The 21,766-nt window shown below is 62.4% G+C and carries 18 protein-coding genes and 1 pseudogene; 15 read left to right on the plus strand and 4 right to left on the minus strand.

Features of this window, described 5'->3' with window-relative positions:
• Positions 1-246: 246 nt before the first annotated feature.
• From EQW76_RS20770 to EQW76_RS20790, 5 genes and pseudogenes are all read left to right on the plus strand, one after another.
• Entirely contained in the window at positions 247-1,836 is a 1,590-nt protein-coding gene (locus EQW76_RS20770) for an NAD(P)/FAD-dependent oxidoreductase (protein ID WP_143123185.1), read from the plus strand.
• A 25-nt stretch (positions 1,837-1,861) separates the two neighbouring features.
• The gene (locus EQW76_RS20775; RefSeq protein ID WP_142830794.1) at positions 1,862-2,368 is read left to right on the plus strand and encodes a MarR family transcriptional regulator; all 507 of its coding nucleotides are present in this window, start codon (positions 1,862-1,864) and stop codon (positions 2,366-2,368) included.
• Positions 2,369-2,553: 185 nt separating this feature from the next.
• A pseudogene (locus EQW76_RS20780) lies at positions 2,554-2,883 on the plus strand (MarR family transcriptional regulator); the annotation flags it as partial.
• A 61-nt stretch (positions 2,884-2,944) separates the two neighbouring features.
• A complete protein-coding gene (locus EQW76_RS20785; RefSeq protein ID WP_143123186.1) occupies positions 2,945-3,244 on the plus strand; it encodes a nucleotidyltransferase domain-containing protein in 300 nt (99 codons plus the stop codon).
• Positions 3,244-3,594 (plus strand): HepT-like ribonuclease domain-containing protein, encoded by a 351-nt coding sequence (locus EQW76_RS20790; RefSeq protein ID WP_142830790.1) that lies wholly within the window; start codon positions 3,244-3,246, stop codon positions 3,592-3,594. Before EQW76_RS20785 ends, EQW76_RS20790 begins: the two co-directional genes overlap by 1 nt.
• A gap of 111 nt (positions 3,595-3,705) precedes the next feature.
• Here EQW76_RS20790 and EQW76_RS20795 read toward each other — a convergent pair whose 3' ends face one another.
• From EQW76_RS20795 to EQW76_RS20810, 4 genes are all read right to left on the minus strand, one after another.
• On the minus strand, positions 3,706-3,885 hold the full coding sequence (locus EQW76_RS20795) for a hypothetical protein (RefSeq protein ID WP_142830788.1): 180 nt from the start codon (positions 3,883-3,885) through the stop codon (positions 3,706-3,708).
• A gap of 187 nt (positions 3,886-4,072) precedes the next feature.
• Complete coding sequence (locus tag EQW76_RS20800) at positions 4,073-5,377, minus strand: MFS transporter (RefSeq protein ID WP_142830786.1); 1,305 nt, start codon at positions 5,375-5,377, stop codon at positions 4,073-4,075.
• Positions 5,378-5,609: 232 nt separating this feature from the next.
• On the minus strand, positions 5,610-7,169 hold the full coding sequence (locus tag EQW76_RS20805) for an indolepyruvate oxidoreductase subunit beta family protein (RefSeq protein WP_142830784.1): 1,560 nt from the start codon (positions 7,167-7,169) through the stop codon (positions 5,610-5,612).
• Positions 7,170-7,179: 10 nt separating this feature from the next.
• Complete coding sequence (locus tag EQW76_RS20810) at positions 7,180-9,333, minus strand: indolepyruvate ferredoxin oxidoreductase subunit alpha (RefSeq protein WP_142830782.1); 2,154 nt, start codon at positions 9,331-9,333, stop codon at positions 7,180-7,182.
• A gap of 371 nt (positions 9,334-9,704) precedes the next feature.
• Here EQW76_RS20810 and EQW76_RS20815 point away from each other — a divergent pair, with 371 nt between their 5' ends.
• From EQW76_RS20815 to EQW76_RS20860, 10 genes are all read left to right on the plus strand, one after another.
• Positions 9,705-11,240: an ABC transporter substrate-binding protein gene (locus EQW76_RS20815; protein WP_142830780.1), complete on the plus strand. Its 1,536-nt coding sequence runs from the start codon at positions 9,705-9,707 to the stop codon at positions 11,238-11,240.
• Between the two features lie 480 nt (positions 11,241-11,720).
• Positions 11,721-12,728, plus strand: coding sequence for an ABC transporter permease (locus EQW76_RS20820; RefSeq protein WP_142830778.1), 1,008 nt, complete (start codon positions 11,721-11,723; stop codon positions 12,726-12,728).
• Positions 12,721-13,614 carry an ABC transporter permease gene (locus tag EQW76_RS20825; protein ID WP_142830776.1) on the plus strand — a complete coding sequence of 298 codons (894 nt, stop codon included), beginning with the start codon at positions 12,721-12,723 and terminating at the stop codon, positions 13,612-13,614. Before EQW76_RS20820 ends, EQW76_RS20825 begins: the two co-directional genes overlap by 8 nt.
• Complete coding sequence (locus tag EQW76_RS20830) at positions 13,611-14,495, plus strand: ABC transporter ATP-binding protein (protein WP_142830774.1); 885 nt, start codon at positions 13,611-13,613, stop codon at positions 14,493-14,495. The genes EQW76_RS20825 and EQW76_RS20830 overlap by 4 nt, the downstream gene beginning before the upstream one ends.
• Before the next feature lie 386 nt (positions 14,496-14,881).
• On the plus strand, positions 14,882-15,724 hold the full coding sequence (locus EQW76_RS20835) for an ABC transporter ATP-binding protein (protein WP_142830772.1): 843 nt from the start codon (positions 14,882-14,884) through the stop codon (positions 15,722-15,724).
• 155 nt (positions 15,725-15,879) lie between these two features.
• Positions 15,880-16,449: a VOC family protein gene (locus EQW76_RS20840; RefSeq protein ID WP_142830805.1), complete on the plus strand. Its 570-nt coding sequence runs from the start codon at positions 15,880-15,882 to the stop codon at positions 16,447-16,449.
• A gap of 158 nt (positions 16,450-16,607) precedes the next feature.
• Positions 16,608-18,926, plus strand: a complete 2,319-nt coding sequence (locus EQW76_RS20845; RefSeq protein ID WP_142830770.1) for a bifunctional salicylyl-CoA 5-hydroxylase/oxidoreductase — start codon at positions 16,608-16,610, stop codon at positions 18,924-18,926.
• A 9-nt stretch (positions 18,927-18,935) separates the two neighbouring features.
• Positions 18,936-19,724, plus strand: a complete 789-nt coding sequence (locus tag EQW76_RS20850) for an SDR family NAD(P)-dependent oxidoreductase (protein ID WP_142830768.1) — start codon at positions 18,936-18,938, stop codon at positions 19,722-19,724.
• Entirely contained in the window at positions 19,721-20,572 is an 852-nt protein-coding gene (locus tag EQW76_RS20855) for an enoyl-CoA hydratase family protein (protein ID WP_142830766.1), read from the plus strand. Before EQW76_RS20850 ends, EQW76_RS20855 begins: the two co-directional genes overlap by 4 nt.
• Before the next feature lie 3 nt (positions 20,573-20,575).
• Positions 20,576-21,757, plus strand: coding sequence for an acyl-CoA dehydrogenase family protein (locus EQW76_RS20860; protein WP_142830764.1), 1,182 nt, complete (start codon positions 20,576-20,578; stop codon positions 21,755-21,757).
• The last annotated feature ends 9 nt before the right edge of the window (positions 21,758-21,766 follow it).

Below are 21,766 nucleotides of genomic sequence, written 5' to 3' on the forward strand. Positions count from 1 at the left end.
AGAGGCAGCAGAGGCAGCAGAGGCAGCAGAGGCAGCAGAGGCAGCAGAGGCAGCATCATTGCAAGCGCCTATCCCACTAAGGCAAGCCATCGGAAGCACCACTTCCCTCCCTCATTCCTGTGCACGTCACAGGAATCCAGCCACGGCACGTCCGCGCCGTGAAGGGACGTCTCTGGGCTCGTCATATACCCTCCCGGCCTCGACGAGCGGGCCCCATCCTCCAACCACTCTTTGCGGGACAACGGCATGAGCAGCCATGACTACATAATCGTTGGCAGCGGCATCAATGCGCTGGTTGCGGCGGCCATGCTGGGCAAGAGGGGTCGCAAGGTTCTGATCCTCGAGCGCAACGAGCGTATCGGCGGATGCCTGCGCAGCGAGGAGATCACTGAGCCCGGCTTCGTCCACGACGTCATGGCGACAACGATGGTGCTGTTCCTGACCTCGCCGGCCTACGGGGCGCTCGGTAAGGATCTGGAGGCGCGCGGCCTTGCTTTCTCGCATGCCGACCTGCCAACCGGCGTGCTGCGTCCGGACGGATCGAACGTCATCTTTTCCAGGGATCGCCAGCGCAACATAGCAACATTCGAAGCCCTCTCGGCAGGCGACGGCAAGACTTTCTCCGACGAAATGGACAAGCTCGGAGCCGATGCGCCATTCCTGTTCTCCCTGCTCGGCGGCGCTCTCTGGTCGGGCAACATCTTGAAGACTGTGTCCCGGCAGGCCTGGGGGCGAGGCCTTCGCAACCTTGCTGCCTGGTTCGGCAACGCTCTGACGCCCGCGCGCGGCTACCTGCAAACAGCCTACGGCTCGGACCTTGCCCGCGCACTCTGGGCACCTTGGGTGCTGCATTGCGGCCTCAGCCCGGAAGATGCCTATTCCGCCGAAATGCTGAAGGTCATCGGGTTTGCCATCGAACTTGCGGGCTGCCCGGTAGCGACAGGGGGCGCCGGCGTTCTGGTCACTGCTTTCGAACGGCTGATTGCGGACCAGGGCGGCACCATCCGTACGGGTGCCGATGTCGCAAGCATCCTGCCCGGCCCCGGCAACGTCGCCGGCGGCGTTCGCCTTGCGGGTGGTGAAACCCTCACCGCCACCGGCGGCGTCATCTGCTCGACGACCCCGAACCAGCTTTATGAGCGCCTGATGGCCGACTGGCCCGGGCCGCTGCCGGCACAGATCCGCAAGGATGTCTCCCAATATCGCTATGGCAAGGGCAACATGCAGATCCACTACGCGCTGTCCGCCCCGCCCCGCTGGAAACATAACCCTGAGCTCGGCCAGGTCGCGTTGCTGCACCTGACCCCCGGCCTCGACGGTGTCTCGCGCGCCTGCAACGAATGCGAACGCGGTCTACTGCCGGCGGAACCCACCGTTTGCGTCGGCCAGCCGGTATCCTTCGACCCCAGCCGGGCGCCCGAGGGCAAGTCCATCCTCTGGCTACAATTGCCGGAAGCGCCGCGCCTGCTGAAAGGCGATGCCGCGGCCAAGATCGAGACACCGGCGGATGGCCGCTGGACGGAGACGGTGCGCGAACAGTATGCGGATCGCATAGAGGCGTTGCTGGCGAGCCACATCGAAAACTTCGCCGAAATCAGGCTTGCCCGCCGCGCCTACTCTCCGGCCGATCTCGAGACGATGAACATGAACCTCGTCGGCGGCGACCCCTATGGCGGCCATTGTGGCCTCGACCAGTTTTTTCTCTGGCGGCCCTTCAAGTCTTCGGTTAATCACCGCACCCACATCAAGGGCCTGTACCATATCGGTGCGTCGTCCCACCCGGGCCCTGGCCTCGGCGGCGGTTCGGGTTTCCTGCTCGCATCCTCGCTGAAATAACAGGAAGACGAGGAGGCGTGTGTTCATGGAAGAACGGTTTTCAGGTGTCGTGCTCAGGCGCAAGGACGATGGCTACGATGCCCGCCCGACCATGGGCGAGATCGGCCTGAACCATTTCGCGCCCTATCTGATGAACCGGCTGATGTCCCGCTGGAACGCCAACATGGCCGACGAGCTGAAGGAACTGGACATCTCGACCGCCAAGATGCGGGCGCTGGCGGTGCTCAGCGTCTCGACCTCAGTGACCATCAACGAGCTGTCGATCTTCGCCGTGACCGAGCAGTCGACAATGAGCCGGACGCTGGATTCGCTGGAAACCCAGGGCTACATCCGTCGGCAACCGCGCGCCGAAGACATGCGCATCCGCGATGTCTCGATCACCGAGGAAGGCCGTGCCGCCTTCGAAAAAGTCTGGCCGACGATGTACGACCTGTTGCTGCAGATGTTCGACGGCGTCGAGGAAGCCGAATACCGCGCCTTCATCGGAACGCTGCACAAGGTGCTGCACAATATCCGCAAGCACGAGATCTGAGGACCGCAGAGCGGCTGTGGCGCGTCGTGACAAAATCTGCGGGAGTTGGTACTATCGGACCATGGACCGGAAAGAAGTCATTACCCGCCTGAAAGCCACCGAGCCGCAGATACGCGCGCTGGGTGTTGATGCTCTCTATCTGTACGGCTCATATGCCAGCGACAGCGCGCGCAGTGATAGCGATCAAGATGCGGGCGCTGGCGGTGCTCAGCGTCTCGACGTCAGTGACCATCAACGAGCTGTCGATCTTCGCCGTGACCGAGCAGTCGACAATGAGCCGGACGCTGGATTCGCTGGAAACCCAGGGCTATATCCGCCGGCAACCGCGCGCCGAAGACATGCGTATCCGCGATGTCTCGATCACCGAGGAAGGCCGCGCCGCCTTCGAGAAAGTCTGGCCGACGATGTACGACCTGCTGCTGCAGATGTTCGACGGCGTCGAGGAAGCCGAATACCGCGCCTTCATCGGAACGCTGCACAAGGTGCTGCATAATATCCGCAAGCACGAGATTTGAGGGCCGCGGAGCGGCTGCGGCGCGTGATGACAAAATCTTCGGGAGTTGGTACTATCGGACCATGGACCGGAAAGAAGTCATTACCCGCCTGAAAGCCACCGAGCCGCAGATACGCGCGCTGGGTGTTGATGCTCTCTATCTGTACGGCTCATATGCCAGCGACAGCGCGCGCAGTGATAGCGATATTGATGTCTTGGTCGATTTTGGTCCGGAGAGCGGCAAGGGCCTGACAGCTTTCATGATGCCTTACCAACTTTTGGAAGACCAGTTCCCAGGCGTCGAAATTGGTTACGGTACGCGGGAGTCAATTTCGCCTGCCTATCGCGCCTCTGTAGAGCAAAGCGCGATCAGAGTATTCTGATGACCTCAGCGAAGAGTGTGCATGTCCGCTTGCTGCACATTCTGGAGAACATCGATGGCATTCTGTCTGCCACAAAGGATGTGAAGCCGGATGCGATCGCCGACGATTTTTTGGTCCTGCGCGCCATAGAGCGCTGCATTCAGATTATATCCGAGGCAGCGAAGGAATTGCCCTCCAAAATGCGTTCGAGCGAACCCGATATTTCCTGGCGTGCCATCATTGGCATCGGCAATCTGCTGAGACATGAATATTACCGCATTCGACCGGGCGACCTATGGGACATTATCCACGTCCACTTGCCCAAACTACGACCAGCCATTGCAAGGCTTCTGTCAGAGGCAGAACAATGACTGCTACGCCAGTCAGTCCAGCAAATTATCACGCCTTCGACCCCAGCCCCAAAAGCATGGGGCCAGAGTGTGAGGTAGCCGCTACACATGTCCGGTTCGGACGCGGGCGTGCTATTGGGTCTGGGTGGTGACCGCAGGCTGCGGAGTGGTTGCGTCGGGGGCATTGGCCTTTCCGACGAAATACATTCCGCCCACAAAGATCACGCAGGCAACCACCGTGATCGCTGCCAGCTTGGCAATCGATCCCACGCTGGTCCGTTCCGTACCAAAACCCATCTCTTCTGAAGTCATCGTTTAAAAACTCCTCCGTTGATGCGAGCGCTTCTCCTCTTCGCCCGCATCTGGGAAGGGTAACACAGCTTTTCCCCGGTTACATCCCCTAAGATGTAACCCAGGCATATCTACACGTATTGCGGTGCAACATGCAGTGGCCGGAGAACTGGCGCAGTGCAACATCGACCGGTTTCCGACCGCCACGTTAACCTGCTGGTTTGTTGGGGATCAGCGCGGTTGCGCCGGCTGCAATTGCCGCGATGATCGCGAAGACGTAGAAATTCCACTCGGGCGCAACCGCGATGCTGGCGATATAGCCGCCGATCAACGGCCCCAGCAATGCTCCGATCCGCGCGAAGCTCAGAGCCCAACCGGTGCCGGCCGCGCGGACAGAGGGCTTGAGATAGTGGGCGAGATAGCCGGTCAGGATGAGCGACGCCGACACCGTGCCGAAACCCGCCACGGCTACGACCGCGTAGTTCAGCAGGATCGAACCCTTGAAGGCGAGTGCGGCGATACCGATAGCGCCGAGCAGGTACGACAGGGTGACCGTCAGCTTCACGCCGAATCTATCCGCCCATTGCCCGAGCACGATACCACCGATCGCCGACGTAAAGGAAAAGACGGCAAGGAAGAGCAGGCTGTCGCCAAGATCATACCCGCTCTTGCGCATGATCTGCGGCAGCCATTGCGCCAGCCCGTAGACCAGCAGCAGCCCCATGAACAGCGCTAGCCAGAAACATATCGTCGCAAAGGCGTTTTTCGGTGAGAAGATTTCGCCGAGTGCAGTTCGCCAGCCGACCATCTCCCTGGTGTGGGAAGGTTCAACCGGGACCGGCAGACGGAGCCGCGTGGCCAGCTTCGCAGCCGCCTCGTTGCGCTTGCGGGAGACAAGATAGTCCAGCGATTCTGGCAGCAACCAGGCCATGACGGGGACACAGAGCAACGGCAGCGCGCCGATCAGCACCACCGGTCGCCAACCGTAATCCGCAAGCAGCCCCCGACCGACCAAGGCCGCCGCAAACAGCCCCAGCGAATAGCCGGAATACATTATGCCGTAGTTCAGGCTCTTCCTCCTGGCCGGGGAATACTCGATAGTCAACGCCGCGGCGATGGGGATTATGCCGCCGAGACCGAGCCCCGCCACGAAGCGGCTGATGGCAAAGACGGTGGGCGTCGGCGCTGCCGAGGTGACGATCATGCAGACCGCGAACAGCGACAGGCAGCACAGAAACATCGGCTTGCGTCCGTAGAGATCGCTCAGCGTACCGATCAGGATACCACCGACCAGCATGCCGAAAATGGTGTAGCTGCCCATGGCGCCAAGCTGCATCGGCGTCAGACCCCAGGCGCTGTCGGTCGAGAGCGCCGGCAGGATGGCACCGAGCACGCCAACGTCATAGCCCTCAGCAAAAATGGCAAACCAGCACAGGAGTACCACCATCAAACCGGTGTTCTGGCGTCTGGCAGAGGTACCCGCGTCGACCCCGGATGCTTGAAGATCGTCCATCCAGTTCCCCTTTATTTTCAACCGTTCCGTCCTCACCCTCATCGCTGTGCTTGTCACAGCAATCCAGCCACGGTGCGCTGCGCCGTGAGGAGACCCTTGCCGCTCTGGAAAAAAAGCAGCTCGCCCAACGAATTAGGCACCTGACAACGGTGACGGGCACTAGAACGAGACAAAAGCGCCTCTCCCGCACACGATGGCCTTCGCCCCAAAGCGTCGGCAATCCCTCCACCCTCTAAAGCGTTGCCACCGTCTTTAGCGCGCCATCGAGCGCGATACCGCTTTCGTCGAGCAGGGCTGCTTGGCGCAGGCGCTTCATCCAGGCGGCACCGTCCTCCCGATCTCGCAACAGCGGCAGCGCCGACATGACACGGTCGAATTTCGACAGGCCGCGGGCGTGGGTGTCGGAGTAGCCCTTGACGAGGCGCCTGTTGTTGAGCACCTCGACGGCGAGATCGTAGTTGGCAGCGAGCAGGCCGGTGGCCATTGCGAGCCAGGCGTCACGGTGTGCCATCTCACGGGAATGGCGCAATGTTCCCCGGCGTGTCCCGCGCAAAGCCGAAACGGCATAAAGGCTTAGGAACCAGAACAGCGTTCCCGTTTGCACCCTTCGCCCCTTGTTGACGAGGCGATCGAGCCGGGCAAACAGCTTCGGCCGGTTTTCGATCCACAGGCCCAGCCGCTTCGGAAGAGTGCCGCAGATCTCCTCCATGCGCGGATGCATATACTCTGTCATGTAGACGATCTGGTCGGCCTTTGCCCCGACCTCCTTGCGAACCCGGTCGAAACGGGATGCCCGCACCTTCAGGTCGGCAACGCGGATGACATCGTCATAGGCCATCGAGATCGCGACGTATTTCGCTGCCTGAACGGTGAACGCGAAGCCTTTTCCCGCGCCGCCATATCTGCGGTCGAGTTCAAGCAGACTTGCCACGCGGCTCAGATATTCGTCGCCATAGGCCGGATCCTGGAAATCCGTCAGCTTCCTGGCGCCGGCAAAGAGCAGCGGATGAGCCTCTTCCGGAAATTCGGCACGGATGCGGTAGACGATCCTGTCGAGAGAGGGATGTCCTGCCGTCTCGGGCAGCGCGTCGAAATGCTTGTGCGGCGTCGCCGAGACCACATCGTTGGTCCTCGCCGTCGCCCGCTCGAAGGCGGCATTGAAAGCCTTCAGGCTCGGCTCGATGCCTTTTCCGCCGCCGCGAATGGTCGCCTCGAATGCCTCCCTTGAAAAGGGCAGCACACCGGCGGCGGCCAGCGCCCCGAACATGGACGCGGAAATGACGCTGCCGTTTTTGGCCGCCAGCGTATCCATGTCGAAGGCGATAATCCGCTTGGCGGCAAAATCCGTGGCTTCGACGACAACTTCGGGATTGCCGATGCCATCACCCGGCTTCTCCTTCTCGCCGACCGCCAGCGCGCGGTGCGTCGAGGCAATCAACGTCGTACGATCCGGCGTCACCAGGCCGCGCAGAACGGAGCGTCCGGCTTCCATCAGTTCGGCGGCCAGCACGATATCGACGTCGCCCGGCGTCGGCATCAGCGCAAAGATCGGATGGCGGCCCTCGCGGGCGGGCAACAGTTCGAGATAGTAGATGGTGGCGCCGGTACGCTGGGCGACGCCGGGGACAGACGTCGTCTGTGCCATCCAGCCTTGGCTTTCCGCCAGCCCGACGATCCAGTCGGCAAGCACCCCGCCGCCCTGGCCGCCCATGGCGAGAATGGCAATCGAGATCGGCTTGTCCGTCGACAGGCGAATGGCGCCGACGGCCGTTGTAGCAACATGCTCGTTCATGGCGATCCCCTCAATCTGCAAAGACGATGCGGCTTGCCTTGCGGCGGGCCTGCAGCCAGCCGATGACGGCACTGCGCATCCTAGCGAGAAAGCGGTCCCAGCCGGTCGGGTTGTGGATAATATCGGCGCGGTAGAACGACGGACAGAGGATGGCGGCCTCCGCCACCTCGCCGCAATTGCCGCAGCCGACGCAGCTGTTGTCGATGGCAGCGACCGGATCGTCCTTCAGCGGGTCGTCGGTGTGCTTGACCGACAGCGACGGACAGCCCGACAGCCGGATGCAGGCGTGGTCGCCGGTGCAGACATCCTCGTCGACGCCGAAGCGCTCCTTGACCATACGCTTGCCGTCCTTCACCGCCTTGTTGAACAAAGGCTTCACCCGGCGCTGCTTGTTGAGCATGCATTCCGACGAGGCGACGATGATCTTCGGGCCCGGCTCCTTGGTCGTCAATGCCTCGCGCAGGGTGTCGCGCATCTTGGCGACATCGTAGGTCCGGTCGATCTGGCGGACCCAGGTGGCGCCGATGCCCTTGACGGCATTGACGATGGAATTGTTGGTCTTGCGCCGCGGATTGTCCGCGCGCGACGACAGGATGTCCTGGCCGCCAGTGGCTGCGGAGTAGAAATTGTCGATGACGAGGATGACGCCGTCCTGCTTGTTGAACACCGCATTGCCGACTGAGGTCGCCAACCCGTTGTGCCAGAAGCCACCGTCGCCCATGACCGAGATCGAACGCTTGTCCGCTTCGACATTGAAGGCCGAGGCCGAGGCTGGTCCAAGACCGTAGCCCATCGTCGTGCCACCGATGTTGAACGGCGGCAGGATCGAGAACAGGTGACAGCCAATATCGGCGGCGACATGGTGCTCGCCCAGTTCCTGTTCGACCAGTTTCATTGCTGCAAAGATCGGCCGCTCCGGACAGCCGATGCAGAAACCGGCAGGCCTCGGCGGTACGACCTCGGCCAGCGCCCTGACCTTCGGATCGTTGAGAACGGGCGACGGATCCGGCAGCGGCGGCTGGTTGCCGAGCAGCACGCGCGCATGGGTCTCGAGGAAGGTCTTGATGCCCTTCATCAGCACCTGCGTCGTGTATTCGCCGCCCATCGGCAGGGTGTCCTTGCCGGCGATCCGCGTCTGGATGTCGCGGCGGCGCAGGATCGTGTTCAGCGACTGCTCGATATATTCCGGCGCCCCCTCCTCGACCATCAGAACGGCCTTTTTGCTGGCGCAGAATTCGGCCAGCTGGTCGTCGATCAGCGGATAGGCGACGTTGAGCACATACAGAGGCACGGAACAGTTGCCATAGACATCGGCAAGGCCAAGCTGCTGCAACGAGCGCATGACGCCATTATACATGCCACCCAGCAGTATGATGCCGACATCGCCTTCGCTGGGACCGAAATATTCGTTGAGCCTGCGGCGCTTGATGAACTCTACGGCAGCCGGCCAGCGGTGCTCCAGCTTCTGCTTTTCATGGACGAAGGTCGCTGGCGGCAGGACGATGCGGTTGACGTCGCGGACCGGATTTTCCAGCGCCTGGCGCAGCGTGAACTCCGGCCGCTTATTGTTCTTTGCTTCGAACTGGCCGTGCACATGGCAGCTGCGGATACCGACCTGCAGCATCACGGGTGTATTGGAGGCCTCGGAAAGCTCGAAGCCGGTTTCGACAGCATCGACGATCGACGGCAGGTTGGGGCGTGGATTGAGCAACCACATCTGCGACTTCATCGCATAGGCATGGCTGCGCTCCTGCATGATCGACGATCCCTCGCCGTAATCCTCGCCAATGATGATCAGCGCGCCGCCGGTCACCCCGCCGGACGACAGGTTGGAGAGTGCGTCGGAGGCAACGTTGGTGCCGGCCGTCGACTTCCAGGTGACGGCGCCGCGCACCGGGTACATCACCGAGGCCGACAGCATCGCCGCCGCCGCTGCCTCCGAGGCCGATGTCTCGAAGTGGATGCCGAGGTCTTCCATGACATCCTTGGCGTCGGCCAGCACGTCCATCAGATGCGAGATCGGCGAGCCCTGGTAGCCGCCGACATAGGAGACGCCGGACTGCAGCAACGCCTTGGTAATCGCGAGAATTCCCTCGCCGCGGAAGGTGTCGCCCTCCCCCAGCTTCAGGTCCTCGACTTCGCGGGCAAAAGACCGTTCAGCCATTTCAGTTCCCCTTCGCCCTTGTCAGGCGTTTTCTTCAATCATTTGCAAAAGCATATTTTGCGCTTCGACCGGCTGTCAATCAGCAAATGGCGTGAAGCCATCAACATGCGTTACCGCACGCCCGTTTGATCGGAGTAAAAGCAAACTGAGCCGAATAAATATGCAAAAGCATACATTATGCTCAACTGGATCTTGCGCAGTCTCCGGCAGATTCCGGGAGATGGAGACCGACACTGCTATTTTTCTACAACGCCAGAGAATCCGCTTGCGCTTCCCGATGGTTATTTTAAGATTAAAACATTCCGATAATAAATCGCCAGCGGCAGGCCGGCCACAGGTCATCTACCGCTGAACAGGGGAACGGAGTGACCATGGACCATCTGACACGGCGCCAGGCGTTGAGCCTAGGCGCGGCTACTTTCATCACGGGCATTCTCGCTGGCCGGACGGTCGTCGAGGCGGCCGATGTGAATACGCTGACGATCGCATTCAACGTCAACCTGCCGGCCTTCGACCCGACGACAGGCCCCTCGGCCGTCAATCCGACGATCCAGGCGATCTACCGCTCGGTCTTCGACCAGTTCATCGGCCAGGGCCCGGACCTGAAGTTCCAGCCCGGCCTGCTCACAAAATGGGGTTGGAACGACGACAAGACCAAAGTCTGGATGGACGTCCGCGAGGGCGTTACCTGGCACGATGGATCCAAATTTACCCCGGAGGATGTCGTCTGGTCGCTCAACCGCGCTGGCGACCAGAAGGGCGGCAACCCGATCTCCTTCATCTGGTCGACTGCCACCAACTACAAGATCGAGGGCAACCGGATTACCGGGGACGTCGTTCGCTACGAGCCGACCTATTTCATGTGGATGGCCTTCCTGACAGGCTATGTCCTGCCGAAAGACTACTTCACGAAAGTCGGTCCGGAGGGCTTCGAGAAGAAGCCTATCGGCACGGGCCCGTATATGGTCGATGCCTACGAGGGCAATTCCTTTCTGCGCCTCAAGGCCAATCCGAACTATTTCGGCGGCAAGCCAGCCTTCGAGACGGTCATCTACAAATTCGTCCCGGATACGACAAGCCGCGTCGCCGAGATCGAATCCGGCTCCTCCGACGTGACGCTGGAAGTGCCCTACGAGGATTTCGACCGCCTCAAGAAGAAGAAGGGCCTCGACGGCGTCGCAACGCCTGTCTCCGACATCGGCATGATCTTCATTTCCAATGTCGGCCCGATGCTCGACAAGAACGTCCGGCTCGCCGCCAACATGGCGATCGACAAGGACGCCATCATCAAGCGCCTGCTGCGCGGCTACGGCAAGCCGTTGTCGACGCTCGAGGCGCCGGAATATTCGGCATATGACGCCGCCATCAAGACGCCTTACGACCCGGAAGGTGCCAAGAAGCTTCTTGCGGCCAGTGGCTTCTCGCCGGAAAAGCCCGTGAAGTTCGCCATCAAGACCACCCGCGGCTTCAAGCCAAAGGACTACGAGATGATCCAGGCGATCGTCGGCATGTGGCGCAAGGTCGGCATCGAAGCGGAAATCGAAGTCTACGAGATCGCCAAGCACTACGAGCTTCGCGCCGCTCACCAGCTCGGTCCTGCCGCCTTCTACAACTGGGGCAATGCCATCGGCGATCCAACGACCTCGACCGGCTTTGCAATGTACAGCAAATCGCCGCATTCGGGCTGGAAGACGGACGATGTCGACAACCTGATCAACCCTCTCTGGGGCGAAAAGGACGAAGCCAAGCGCATCGCGGGCTGGAAGGCGGTCGATAAGTATATTGCCGAAGAGGGATACGTCATCCCGCTGCTGCAATATGCCCAGCCGATCCTCTACAAATCGAGCGTCAAGGTCACCCCGAACATCTCGGGCGCCCTGCAAGCAGCGCAGGTAGCGAAGGCCTGATAGAGGTTTGGACGCAAGCCACGGGCTAATCTCCCCCGTTGCGGGGGAGATGTCAGCAAAGCTGATAGAGGCGGGTTGGTCGCCACGCACTTCCACAGTGACGAGCGACACCTGTGCCTTGTCCCGAACATCCACAGGCGCCCACTCATCAGTCATTCCGGTCATCTTCCTTCCCGCCGGCGGGGAGATGAATTCCTCTTCATTGGCCAATTCAGCCTTATTCGATCGAACGGGCACCGACATGAACATATGGCGGCACCAGACCATCCTCCCTCACTCCTGTACTCGTCACAGGAATCCAGTGCGCCCAATTCCTTGGGCGCGGGAGATGTCACGGCTAGACTCATGGCGTTCTCTAACGGTGCCCCTATGGCGACGATCAACAGGTGGCAGGATGACCAAAGCTGATGCCGCGACTTTCACCAGGAAGCGGCCGAGAATTGGTTTATGCCGCTGCCTGACGGCCGGAAGCCATAATCCATGATAGCCATTGCCATTCTCAATCGCCTGGTCATGGCCCTTGTCACGCTGTTCGGTGTGGCGCTGATCGTCTTCGTGCTTTTGCGCGTTGTCCCCGGCGATCCGATTGCCATGATGATCTCGCCAGGCGCCACACCGGCCGACATCGCCGCGATGCGCGCCCATTACGGGCTCGACGCCAGCCTTCCGGTGCAGTTTGGCCTGTGGCTGAAGGCTGTCGCGATCGGTGATTTCGGCACCTCGATCTCGCTGAAGCGCAGCGTACTCGGCCTGCTCGGCGACCGGCTCCCGGCGACCCTCGAGCTGGCCTTTGCCGCCCTGGTGCTGGCAGTTCTGCTCGGTGGTCTTGTGGCGATTGTTGGCACACTGGTACGCCGTACCATCCTCGAGCCGATCATCGACAGCCTCAATGGGCTTTTCCTCGCCGTCCCCGATTTCGTCTGGGCGCTGGCCCTTGTGCTGGTCTTCGGCGTTGCCTTTCCGCTGTTTCCGCTGTCGGGCCGCATCGATCCCAGTATCGACGCGCAGTTCCACACGCCCTTCTACCTGATCGAGAGCCTTGTGACCCTGCGCTTTGACATCTTTGCCGACGTTGCCGCCCATATGGTAATGCCGGTGCTGGCTCTCGGCCTGCCGCTGGCCGCCATCGTCGCCCGGGTGCTGAAAGCAACGCTTTCGGAGGCTATGCTGCAGGACTACATCCTGCTTGCAAGGCTGAAGGGCATGTCCAACCTGCGACTGGTGCTGCAGGAGGCGCTGCGCAATGCCGTCGGACCGACCATTGCGCTGACCGGCGTGCAGTTCACCTTCCTCATCGGCGGCACCGTCATCGTCGAGCGCATCTTTGCCTATCCGGGCATCGGCAACATGGCGATCGACGCGGTGATCAACCGCGACCTGCCGCTGATCCAGGGTCTGGTGCTGGTCTTCGGCCTGCTGTTCATCGTCATCAACCTAATGGTCGACGCGCTCGTCGCGGCCTTCAATCCGAGGCTGGCTCATGGCTGAGATCATTACATACACCGCGCCGAGAACGCCGTCACGCTCCGCAAGACGCCTGCTGGCCCTGCTGCGCGAGCCGAAAGTCCTACTGGGCGGCGGCATTATCCTTTTGCTGGTCATCCTTGCCGTCTTCGCACCCTTCATTGCCCCGAAGGACCCGCTCGAGCAGGACCTGATGTCCGGCACCCTGCCCCCCGCTTGGATGGATGGCGGCGACCAGAACTTCCTTCTCGGCACCGACGATCTCGGCCGCGACGTGCTGTCGCGCATGATATTCGGCACCCGTATCGCCCTGACCGTTGCCTTCGTGGCCGCCGGGCTTTCCGCACTGATCGGCACCTTGCTCGGCCTGTTTGCCGGCTGGTACGGCGGGTGGCCGGACCGCATCATCTCGCGGCTGGTCGATATCTGGATGGCATTCCCGCCGGTGCTGCTGTCGATCCTGCTGGTCGCCGTGTTCGGCTCGGGCGTCCATTCGGTAATCGCCGCCATCGTCATCATCGACTGGACCCGCTTCTGCCGCGTCGTTCGCTCGGAAACCCAGGCGCAGGCGCAGATGGATTACGTCACCGCCGCCCGCACCATCGGCTTCTCCAGGCTGCGCATCCTGTTCTCCGAAATCCTGCCGAATGTGGCACCCGTCCTCATCGCGCTCGTCAGCCTTGAAATGGGCATTGCGGTCATCGTCGAAGCCATCTTGTCCTTTGTCGGACTCTCCGTCTCATCGGACACGCCGACCTGGGGGGGCATGATCGCCGAGGGCCGGCAGATCATCCATGACGGCTGGTGGGTATTGGTGGCGCCGCTGCTGGCGCTGTTTGCGACGGTGCTGGCCTTCAACCAGCTCGGCGATGGCCTGCGTCGCGCCCTGGACCCCGTGATGCGCCGATGAACCAGCCGCTTCTCTCGATAACCGGCCTCAGCGCCGTCTCCGACCGCGACGGCGGCGCGCCGATCCTGCGCGATGTCGGGCTGACGCTAGAGCGCGGCGAGGTTCGCGGCCTCGTTGGCGAAAGCGGCGCCGGAAAATCGACCATCGCCAAGGCGCTGCTCGGCATCCTTCCGCGCACTGTTCGAGTCGTGGGCGGGTTTATCAATTTCGAAGGTCGTGACTTGCTGCGATTGCCGCAGAAGGAACTGCGCTCGATCATGGGCAGCGAGATCTCGCTAATCCCGCAGGATCCGCAGACGGCCCTCAACCCCGGACGCCGCATCGAGGCACAACTGACGGACGGCCTGCGCCTGAAGCGCGGCCTGTCGTCGAGGGAGGCCGGTCAGCGGGCGCTAAACCTGCTGGAAGAAGTTCATATCCGCGATCCCGGACGGGTGCTGCGCTGCTATCCGCACGAACTTTCCGGCGGCATGCGCCAGCGCGTACTGATTGCCGCCGCCTTTGCGCTGGAGCCGAAGCTGGTCGTCGCCGACGAGCCGACGACGGCGCTCGACGTGACCGTGCAGAAGCAGATCCTGCGGCTGATCCGCCGACTGCAGGAGGCGCACGGCACCGCCGTCATCTTCGTCACCCACGACCTCGGCGTCGTCGCCCAGATCTGCGACAGCGTCACCCTGCTCTACGCTGGCAAGGTCATCGAGGAAGGTCGTACCGCCGAGGTGCTGTCGACCCCGCGCCACATTTACACGCAAGCCCTGATCGCAGCCGGGCCACGCTACGACCGTCCAAACGCCGGCCTGACGCCGGTGCCGCCCGAAATCTTCGAAGAACTCCGCCGCGAGATTGGCCTTCACGACGGGAGGCTGAGCAGCCATGCATGAGCGCTTTTGTAACCCGGCCGCCGGCTGCGACGTCAGCGATCGAGGACGGCAACCGTTGCCCATCCGGCATGATCTAAAGCTAGAACCATCACCAATGACTGCTTCCCGGCTGTCAATTGACCAACCGCAGGCCGACCTCGCTCTCCCTCATCCCTGTGCTCGTCACAGGGATCCAGTCACGGCGCGTCCGTGCCGTGGGGGAACTCGACCTCTCAATCGGAAGGGCCTTCTACGCCCAAGGACTTGGGCATGCCGGATTCCTGTGACAGGCACAGAAATGACGGACGGAGCGAGGCATCCGCTCCAATTTCCGCACCGAAGTCCGGCCTCTGAAAGCCTCCTCTCCCCTTCTCATGCGATAGCCCTGCACGACGGGAGCCGCCGCCATGTCTGAGCCCCTACTCACGGCCACTGGCCTCGAGGTCACCTATGGCGGGCGGCGCACACTGGCCGGCCGTCATGTCGATGGCGTCAAAGTGCTGCACGGCGTCGATATCGCCGTCCATCGTGGCGAAACCATCGGCATCGTCGGCGAGAGCGGCTCCGGCAAAACGACGCTCGGGCGCGCTCTGCTGCGGCTGGTCGACACCTCGGCCGGCGAGATCTGCTTCGACGGGACGGATATCACACGTCTGCCGGATGCCAGGATGCGACCGTTGCGGCGCCGAATGCAGATGATCTTCCAGGATCCGATGGCCTCGCTCAATCCGCGCCACTCGATCCGTCGCATCCTCGTCGAGCCGCTGCTGCTGCACGGCGTCGCCAAGGATCGGCGTGAAGCCGAGCGCAAGGTCGCTGCGATCCTCGATCGGGTGACCCTGCCGCAGGCCTGCCTCGACCGCAATCCGCACGAACTCTCGGGCGGCCAGCGTCAGCGGATCGGCATTGCAAGGGCGGCGCTGCTGGAGCCGGATTTCGTGCTCGCCGACGAGATCGTCTCCGGCCTCGACGTCTCTACGCAGGCTCAGGTACTCAACCTGCTGAAAGAACTTTCGACGGATCTTGGCCTGTCGATGGCTTTCATCAGCCACGATCTCTCCGTCATCCGCGCCATCTGCGACCGCGTCTATGTGATGCGGCAGGGCCGCGTCGTCGAGGAAGGTCCCTGCGAGCGAGTCTTCTCCGCGCCCGCCTCCCAATATACGCGCCTGCTGCTCGACGCCATTCCACTGCCCGAGGTCGACCCGGACTGGCTCTGGCGCGTCAGCGAAAACGAGGACTCGGCCTGACCTGAGGCCGAGCAGTATGTGCTTGCCATAGCCATGAGATACGCACCGGGGCCGCGGGCCTTCGGGGCGGAGGAAGACTGTTGCCTTCCGGAACACGCCCGCCAAAACAGGGGAACGTAGAAATGAAGAAGCATATCACTGCCTTCGCATTCGCCATGACCACTGCCCTCGCCAGCGCCGGTGCTGCCTCCGCAGACGGCATACCCGGCATGCGCGGTCACGACCACACCGGCATCACCGTGCCCGACATGAAGCAGGCGCTCGACTTCTTCGTCGGCGTCGTCGGCTGCGAAAAAGCCATGTCCTTCGGCCCGATCTCCGACGACAAGGGCACGCTGATGACAGACCTCGTCGGCGTCGATGCCAAGGCCAAGATCGACCAGGTGACGCTGGTGCGCTGCGGCTACGGCTCCAACATCGAGATCTTCCAGTACGAAGCCCCTGACCAGCGCGACCTCAAGGCCCGCAACAGCGATATCGGCGCCTTCCACATCGCCCTCTATGTCGATGACGTCGGAGCCGCCAAAAAATATCTCGACGGCAAGGGCATCGCCACCCGCATGGGGCCTGTGCCGATGAACGACGGCCCGATTGCCGGGCAGACGATCATGTATTTCCAGGCCCCCTGGGGCCTGCAACTCGAAGCCATCAGCTATCCCAAGGGGATGGCCTACGAGAAGGAGTCGAAGGTAATCCTGTGGTCGCCCAAGGACCCCGCGAAATAGGGCTGCGACACTTTGGCTGCCTGGTTTCGCTGGAAATCGGGCAGCCGGCGGTCAATTCCCGCAATTGCGACTTGACGCCCAGACGCCGCGTTTATATTTTAAACTTCAAATAACTTGCGACGCGCAGCGACCTGCGGGATGACAGGGAAGGATTGGCGATGAAAATCGTTTGTATCGGCGGCGGCCCGGCCGGGCTTTATTTCGGGCTGCTGATGAAGAAGCTGCATCCCGGCCATTCCATCCGCATCGTCGAGCGCAACAAGCCCTATGACACCTTCGGCTGGGGCGTGGTGTTTTCCGACGCAACAATGGAATCCATGAAGGTCTGGGATCCGGAGAGTGCGGCCGAGATACAGGATGCCTTCAATCACTGGGACGATATCGAAGTCTGGTTCAAGGGCACGAAACAGCGCACCTCCGGCCACGGTTTCGTCGGCATCGGTCGCAAGAAGCTGCTCAATATCCTGCAGCGCCGTTGCGAGGCGCTCGGCGTGGAGCTGATCTTCGAAACCGACGCCACCTCTGACCTCGATTACCCCGATGCCGACCTCGTCATCGGCTCTGACGGGCTCAACTCCAAGATCCGCAACCATTATCCCGAGATCTTCCAGCCCGACATGATCACCCGGCCGAACCGTTACATCTGGCTCGGCACCAACAAGCTGTTCGATGCCTTCACCTTTGATTTCCGCAAGACGGATCACGGCTGGTTCCAGGCACACATCTACAAGTTCGACGAGCAGACCTCGACCTTCATCATCGAGACGACGGAAGAGGCCTACCGCGCACACGGTCTCGACACCATGGAGCAGCAGGCCTCGATCGACTTCTGCCAGGACCTGTTTGCAGAAGCGCTGGACGGCGCGCCGCTGATGACCAATGCCCGCCACATGCGCGGCAGCGCCTGGCTAAATTTCAACCGGCTGATCTGCGGCAAGTGGAGCCATTTCAACGGCAATTCGCACGTCGTTCTGATGGGCGATGCCGCCCACACGGCGCATTTCGCCATCGGCTCCGGCACAAAGCTTGCCATCGACGACGCCATCGAGCTCGCCCGCCAGTTCGAGATCCACGAGCACAGCGCCGACAAGATCCCGGCCGTTCTGCATGCCTACGAGGAGATCCGCCGGGTCGACGTCGCCCGCATCCAGAACGCCGCGCGCAATGCGATGGAATGGTTCGAAGTGGTCGGCACCCGCTATGCCGACGCGCTGGAGCCGGAACAGTTCATGTATTCGATGCTGACCCGCTCGCAGCGTATCAGCCACGAGAACCTGCGGCTGCGCGACAGGCACTGGCTGGAGGGCTATGAGCGCTGGTTTGCCGAGAAATCAGGCCTGACGGTTGGCAATGGCCGCTGCCTGCCGCCGATGTTCACGCCCTTCACCCTGCGCGGCGTCACCCTGCCGAACCGCCTCGTCGTCTCTCCGATGGCGATGTATTCTGCAAAGAACGGCTTGATCAATGACTTTCACATGGTTCATCTCGGCGCCCGCGCTCTGGGTGGCGCCGGGCTGATCTTTGCAGAAATGACCTGCGTCTCGCCGGATGCGCGCATCACGCCCGGCTGCCTCGGTCTCTGGAACGAGGAACAGGCCACCGGCTGGCGCCGAGTCGTCGATTTCATCCACGGCAATGGCGATGCCAAGGTCGGGATCCAGATCGGCCATGCCGGCCGCAAGGGTTCGACCAAGCTCGCCTGGGACGGCATCGACCAGCCGCTCACCGATGGCAACTGGCCGCTGATCTCGGCCTCTGCCATTCCCTACCTGAAGAACAGCCAGGTGCCGAAGGCGATGGACCGCGTCGACATGGACCGCGTCAAGGCCGACCACGTCCGCTCGGTGGAGCTTGCCGTCACCACCGGCGCCGATTGGCTGGAGCTGCACTGCGCCCACGGCTACCTGCTGTCGAGCTTCCTGTCGCCACTGACCAACCAGCGCACCGACGACTACGGCGGCAGCCACGAAAACCGCGCCCGCTACCCGCTGGAAATCTTTGCCGCCATCCGCGCCGTCTGGCCGGACGACAAGCCGATCTCCGTGCGCCTTTCCTGCAACGACTGGGCCGACGGCGGCAATACGCCTGAAGACGCAGCCATCTTTGCGCAGATGTTCAAGGATGCCGGCGCCGACCTGATCGATTGCTCCTCGGGACAGGTATCGAAGGAGGAAAAGCCGGTCTATGGCCGCCTGTTCCAGACGCCGTTTTCCGACAAGATCCGCAACGAGATCGGCATCCCGACGATCGCCGTCGGCGCCATCTCGGAGGCCGATCATGCCAATTCCATCATCTCGGCTGGTCGCGCCGATCTCTGCGCCATTGCCCGGCCGCATCTTGCCGATGCCGCCTGGTCATTGCATGAGGCCGCAAAAATCGGCATCACTTCCATTCCCTGGCCAAAACAGTACCAGTCGGCCAAATCGCAGTATGAAAACAATCTCGCCCGTGCGGTTCCCGCCGCGCCGGCCAAGTGAGAGCCTGACATGACCCATTCGGGCAGACTTGGCGGCCGCCACGCGCTCGTCACCGGAGCCGGAAGCGGCATCGGTGCGGCGATTGCCCGTGCTCTGTCCGCCGAGGGCGCCAACGTCACGCTGGCCGGGCGGCGGCTGGAGCCATTGCAGGCGCTGGCCTCCCAACTGGGCGTGGCGACCTTCGTTGCGGACGGCTTCGACGTCACCAGCGCAGACGCCATCGCCGCAGGCTTTGCAGCCGCGAAGGCTAAATTCGGTCCGATCGATATCCTGGTCAACAATGCCGGCGAGGCACCGAGCGCGCCTTTCGAAAAGACCAGCCTCGAGATGTGGTCGCGGGTCATCGCCGTCGATCTCACCGGCGTCTTCCTGGTGACGCAGGCCGCGATGTCAGATTTGCGCGCCCACGGGCAAGGTGCCCGCATCATCAACATCGCCTCCACGGCCGGCCTCACCGGCTATGGCTATATTTCTGCCTACACCGCCGCCAAGCACGGCGTGGTCGGGCTCACCCGGTCGCTGGCGGTCGAGCTCGCTCGGACCGGCATCACCGTCAACGCCGTCTGCCCCGGCTTCACGGATACGCCGATCCTCGAGCAGTCAATCGACAGGATCGTCGAGAAGACCGGCCGAACGCGCGAACAGGCGAAGGCGGAATTTACCAGATCCAATCCGCAGGGGCGGCTGGTGAGACCCGAGGAAGTGGCCGACACCGTGATATGGCTGGCCTTGCCCAGTAGTGCCTCTATCAACGGCCAGGCAATAGCCGTCGCCGGCGGGGAGGTTCTGACAGGATGAGCGAGCGCGACATGACGATGCGGGGCCATCTGCGCCCTTTCAGGGACTATCGGCCGAGGACCTTCCTCTGGGATGTCAGCGAAGACGGACGGGTGGCATTGCTGCGGCTGAACCGCCCGGAACGCAAGAACCCGCTGACATTCGACAGCTATGCCGAGCTGCGTGATCTCTTTCGCGACCTCGCCTATGCCTCCGACGTCAGAACCATCGTCATCACAGGTGCCGGCGGCAATTTCTCATCAGGCGGCGACGTGTTCGAGATCATCGAGCCGTTGACACGCATGGCCATGCCCGAGCTGCTGGCCTTCACACGCATGACCGGCGATCTCGTCAAGGCGATGCGCAAATGCCCGCAGCAGATCGTCGCCGCCGTCGATGGCATCTGCGCAGGTGCCGGCGCCATCCTCGCCATGGCCTCCGACCTGCGCGTGGCGACGCCGGAGGCCAAGACCGCCTTCCTGTTTTCCCGCGTTGGGCTTGCCGGCGCCGACATGGGTGCCTGCGGAATGCTGCCGCGCATCATCGGCCAGGGCCGTGCCGCCGAATTGCTCTATACCGGCCGCTACATGTCCTCGGCCGAAGGCCATGCCTGGGGCTTCTACAATGCCCTGCATGCAAGCGCGGATCTCGAAGCCGAGGCCACAAAGCTTGCCCGCTCGATCGCCGATGGCCCTTGGTTTGCGCATGGCATGACCAAGACCATGCTGAACCAAGAATGGGCGATGGGCATCGACGAAATGATCGATGCGGAAGCCCAGGCCCAGGCGATCTGCATGGCGACACAGGATTTCCGCCGCGCATTCGAGGCCTTCGCCGAAAAGCGCCGGCCGGAATTCAAGGGAGACTAGGCGATGCAGCCGGTAGCCACCCTGAAAGGACCGACCCGCGACCATCTCGACTGGCCGTTCTTCGACGCCCGTCATCGGCAGTTCGCCGAACGGCTCGATGCCTTCGCCGCATCGACACCGATGGCTGCCATCGATCACAGCGATGTCGACGGCGCCTGCCGCAAGCTGGTACGCGCACTTGGCGATGCCGGCCTGCTGGAAGCCGCCGTCGGTGCGCCCGACGACCCGACGCCGATCGATTCCCGCAGCGTCTGCCTCGCCCGCGAAACGCTCGCCTGGCACGATGGACTGGCCGATTTCGCCTTCGCCATGCAAGGCCTCGGCACCGGCGCTATCGGCCTGTCCGGCTCCGGGGAATTGCGGTCGGCCGTATTACCGAAAGTCCGCTCCGGCGAATGGCTTGCTGCCTTCGCTTTGTCGGAAAAGGATGCCGGCTCCGATGTCGCGGCCATGAGCTGTGCCGCCCGCCTGGAGGGCGACCACTACATTCTCGATGACGAGAAGACCTGGATTTCCAACGGTGGCATCGCCGATGTCTACACCGTTTTTGCCCGTACCGGCGAAGCACCGGGCACGCGCGGTATCTCTGCCTTCGTGGTCTTTGCGGACGACCCCGGCTTTTCCGTCACCGAACGTATCGAGGTGATCGCGCCCCATCCGCTGGCAACGATCCGCTTCGATGCCTGCCGCATCCCGGCATCGCGACGCTTGGGCTCACCCGGCGAGGGCTTCAAGATCGCCATGCGCACCCTCGATATCTTCCGTGCCTCGGTGGCAGCCGCCGCCCTCGGCTTTGCGCGCCGGGCCTTGGATGAAACGCTCGTTCATGTCCAGGAGCGCCCGATGTTCGGCGCCAGGCTTGCCGACCTCCAGTTGACGCAGGCAGCGCTCGGCGATATGGCGACCGGCATCGACGCAGCGGCTCTTCTCACCTACCGCGCCGCCTGGCGCCGCGACGTGCAGCAGCTGCCGACGACCCGCGAGGCGGCGATGGCCAAGATGACGGCAACGGAGACAGCGCAAGTCGTAATAGATCGCGCCGTCCAGCTGTTTGGCGGGCGCGGCGTGAAAACGGGCGAGATAACCGAGAAACTCTACCGCGAGATCCGCGCGCTGCGCATCTACGAAGGTGCGACCGAAGTGCAGAAGCTGATCGTCGCGCGCGAACTGCTGAAATCAAAGTGATGGGAGAGA

The sequence above is a fragment of the Rhizobium sp. rho-13.1 genome (genome assembly GCF_007000305.1).
GTDB lineage: Bacteria > Pseudomonadota > Alphaproteobacteria > Rhizobiales > Rhizobiaceae > Rhizobium > Rhizobium rhododendri.

Bases quoted from the DNA above. Each gene is read 5' to 3' on its own strand.
- EQW76_RS20770 (WP_143123185.1), top strand. From the start codon at position 247: ATGAGCAGCCATGACTACATAATCGTTGGCAGCGGCATCAATGCGCTG.
- EQW76_RS20775 (WP_142830794.1), top strand. From the start codon at position 1,862: ATGGAAGAACGGTTTTCAGGTGTCGTGCTCAGGCGCAAGGACGATGGC.
- EQW76_RS20785 (WP_143123186.1), top strand. From the start codon at position 2,945: ATGGACCGGAAAGAAGTCATTACCCGCCTGAAAGCCACCGAGCCGCAG.
- EQW76_RS20790 (WP_142830790.1), top strand. From the start codon at position 3,244: ATGACCTCAGCGAAGAGTGTGCATGTCCGCTTGCTGCACATTCTGGAG.
- EQW76_RS20795 (WP_142830788.1), bottom strand. From the start codon at position 3,885: ATGACTTCAGAAGAGATGGGTTTTGGTACGGAACGGACCAGCGTGGGA.
- EQW76_RS20800 (WP_142830786.1), bottom strand. From the start codon at position 5,377: ATGGACGATCTTCAAGCATCCGGGGTCGACGCGGGTACCTCTGCCAGA.
- EQW76_RS20805 (WP_142830784.1), bottom strand. From the start codon at position 7,169: ATGAACGAGCATGTTGCTACAACGGCCGTCGGCGCCATTCGCCTGTCG.
- EQW76_RS20810 (WP_142830782.1), bottom strand. From the start codon at position 9,333: ATGGCTGAACGGTCTTTTGCCCGCGAAGTCGAGGACCTGAAGCTGGGG.
- EQW76_RS20815 (WP_142830780.1), top strand. From the start codon at position 9,705: ATGGACCATCTGACACGGCGCCAGGCGTTGAGCCTAGGCGCGGCTACT.
- EQW76_RS20820 (WP_142830778.1), top strand. From the start codon at position 11,721: ATGATAGCCATTGCCATTCTCAATCGCCTGGTCATGGCCCTTGTCACG.
- EQW76_RS20825 (WP_142830776.1), top strand. From the start codon at position 12,721: ATGGCTGAGATCATTACATACACCGCGCCGAGAACGCCGTCACGCTCC.
- EQW76_RS20830 (WP_142830774.1), top strand. From the start codon at position 13,611: ATGAACCAGCCGCTTCTCTCGATAACCGGCCTCAGCGCCGTCTCCGAC.
- EQW76_RS20835 (WP_142830772.1), top strand. From the start codon at position 14,882: ATGTCTGAGCCCCTACTCACGGCCACTGGCCTCGAGGTCACCTATGGC.
- EQW76_RS20840 (WP_142830805.1), top strand. From the start codon at position 15,880: ATGACCACTGCCCTCGCCAGCGCCGGTGCTGCCTCCGCAGACGGCATA.
- EQW76_RS20845 (WP_142830770.1), top strand. From the start codon at position 16,608: ATGAAAATCGTTTGTATCGGCGGCGGCCCGGCCGGGCTTTATTTCGGG.
- EQW76_RS20850 (WP_142830768.1), top strand. From the start codon at position 18,936: ATGACCCATTCGGGCAGACTTGGCGGCCGCCACGCGCTCGTCACCGGA.
- EQW76_RS20855 (WP_142830766.1), top strand. From the start codon at position 19,721: ATGAGCGAGCGCGACATGACGATGCGGGGCCATCTGCGCCCTTTCAGG.
- EQW76_RS20860 (WP_142830764.1), top strand. From the start codon at position 20,576: ATGCAGCCGGTAGCCACCCTGAAAGGACCGACCCGCGACCATCTCGAC.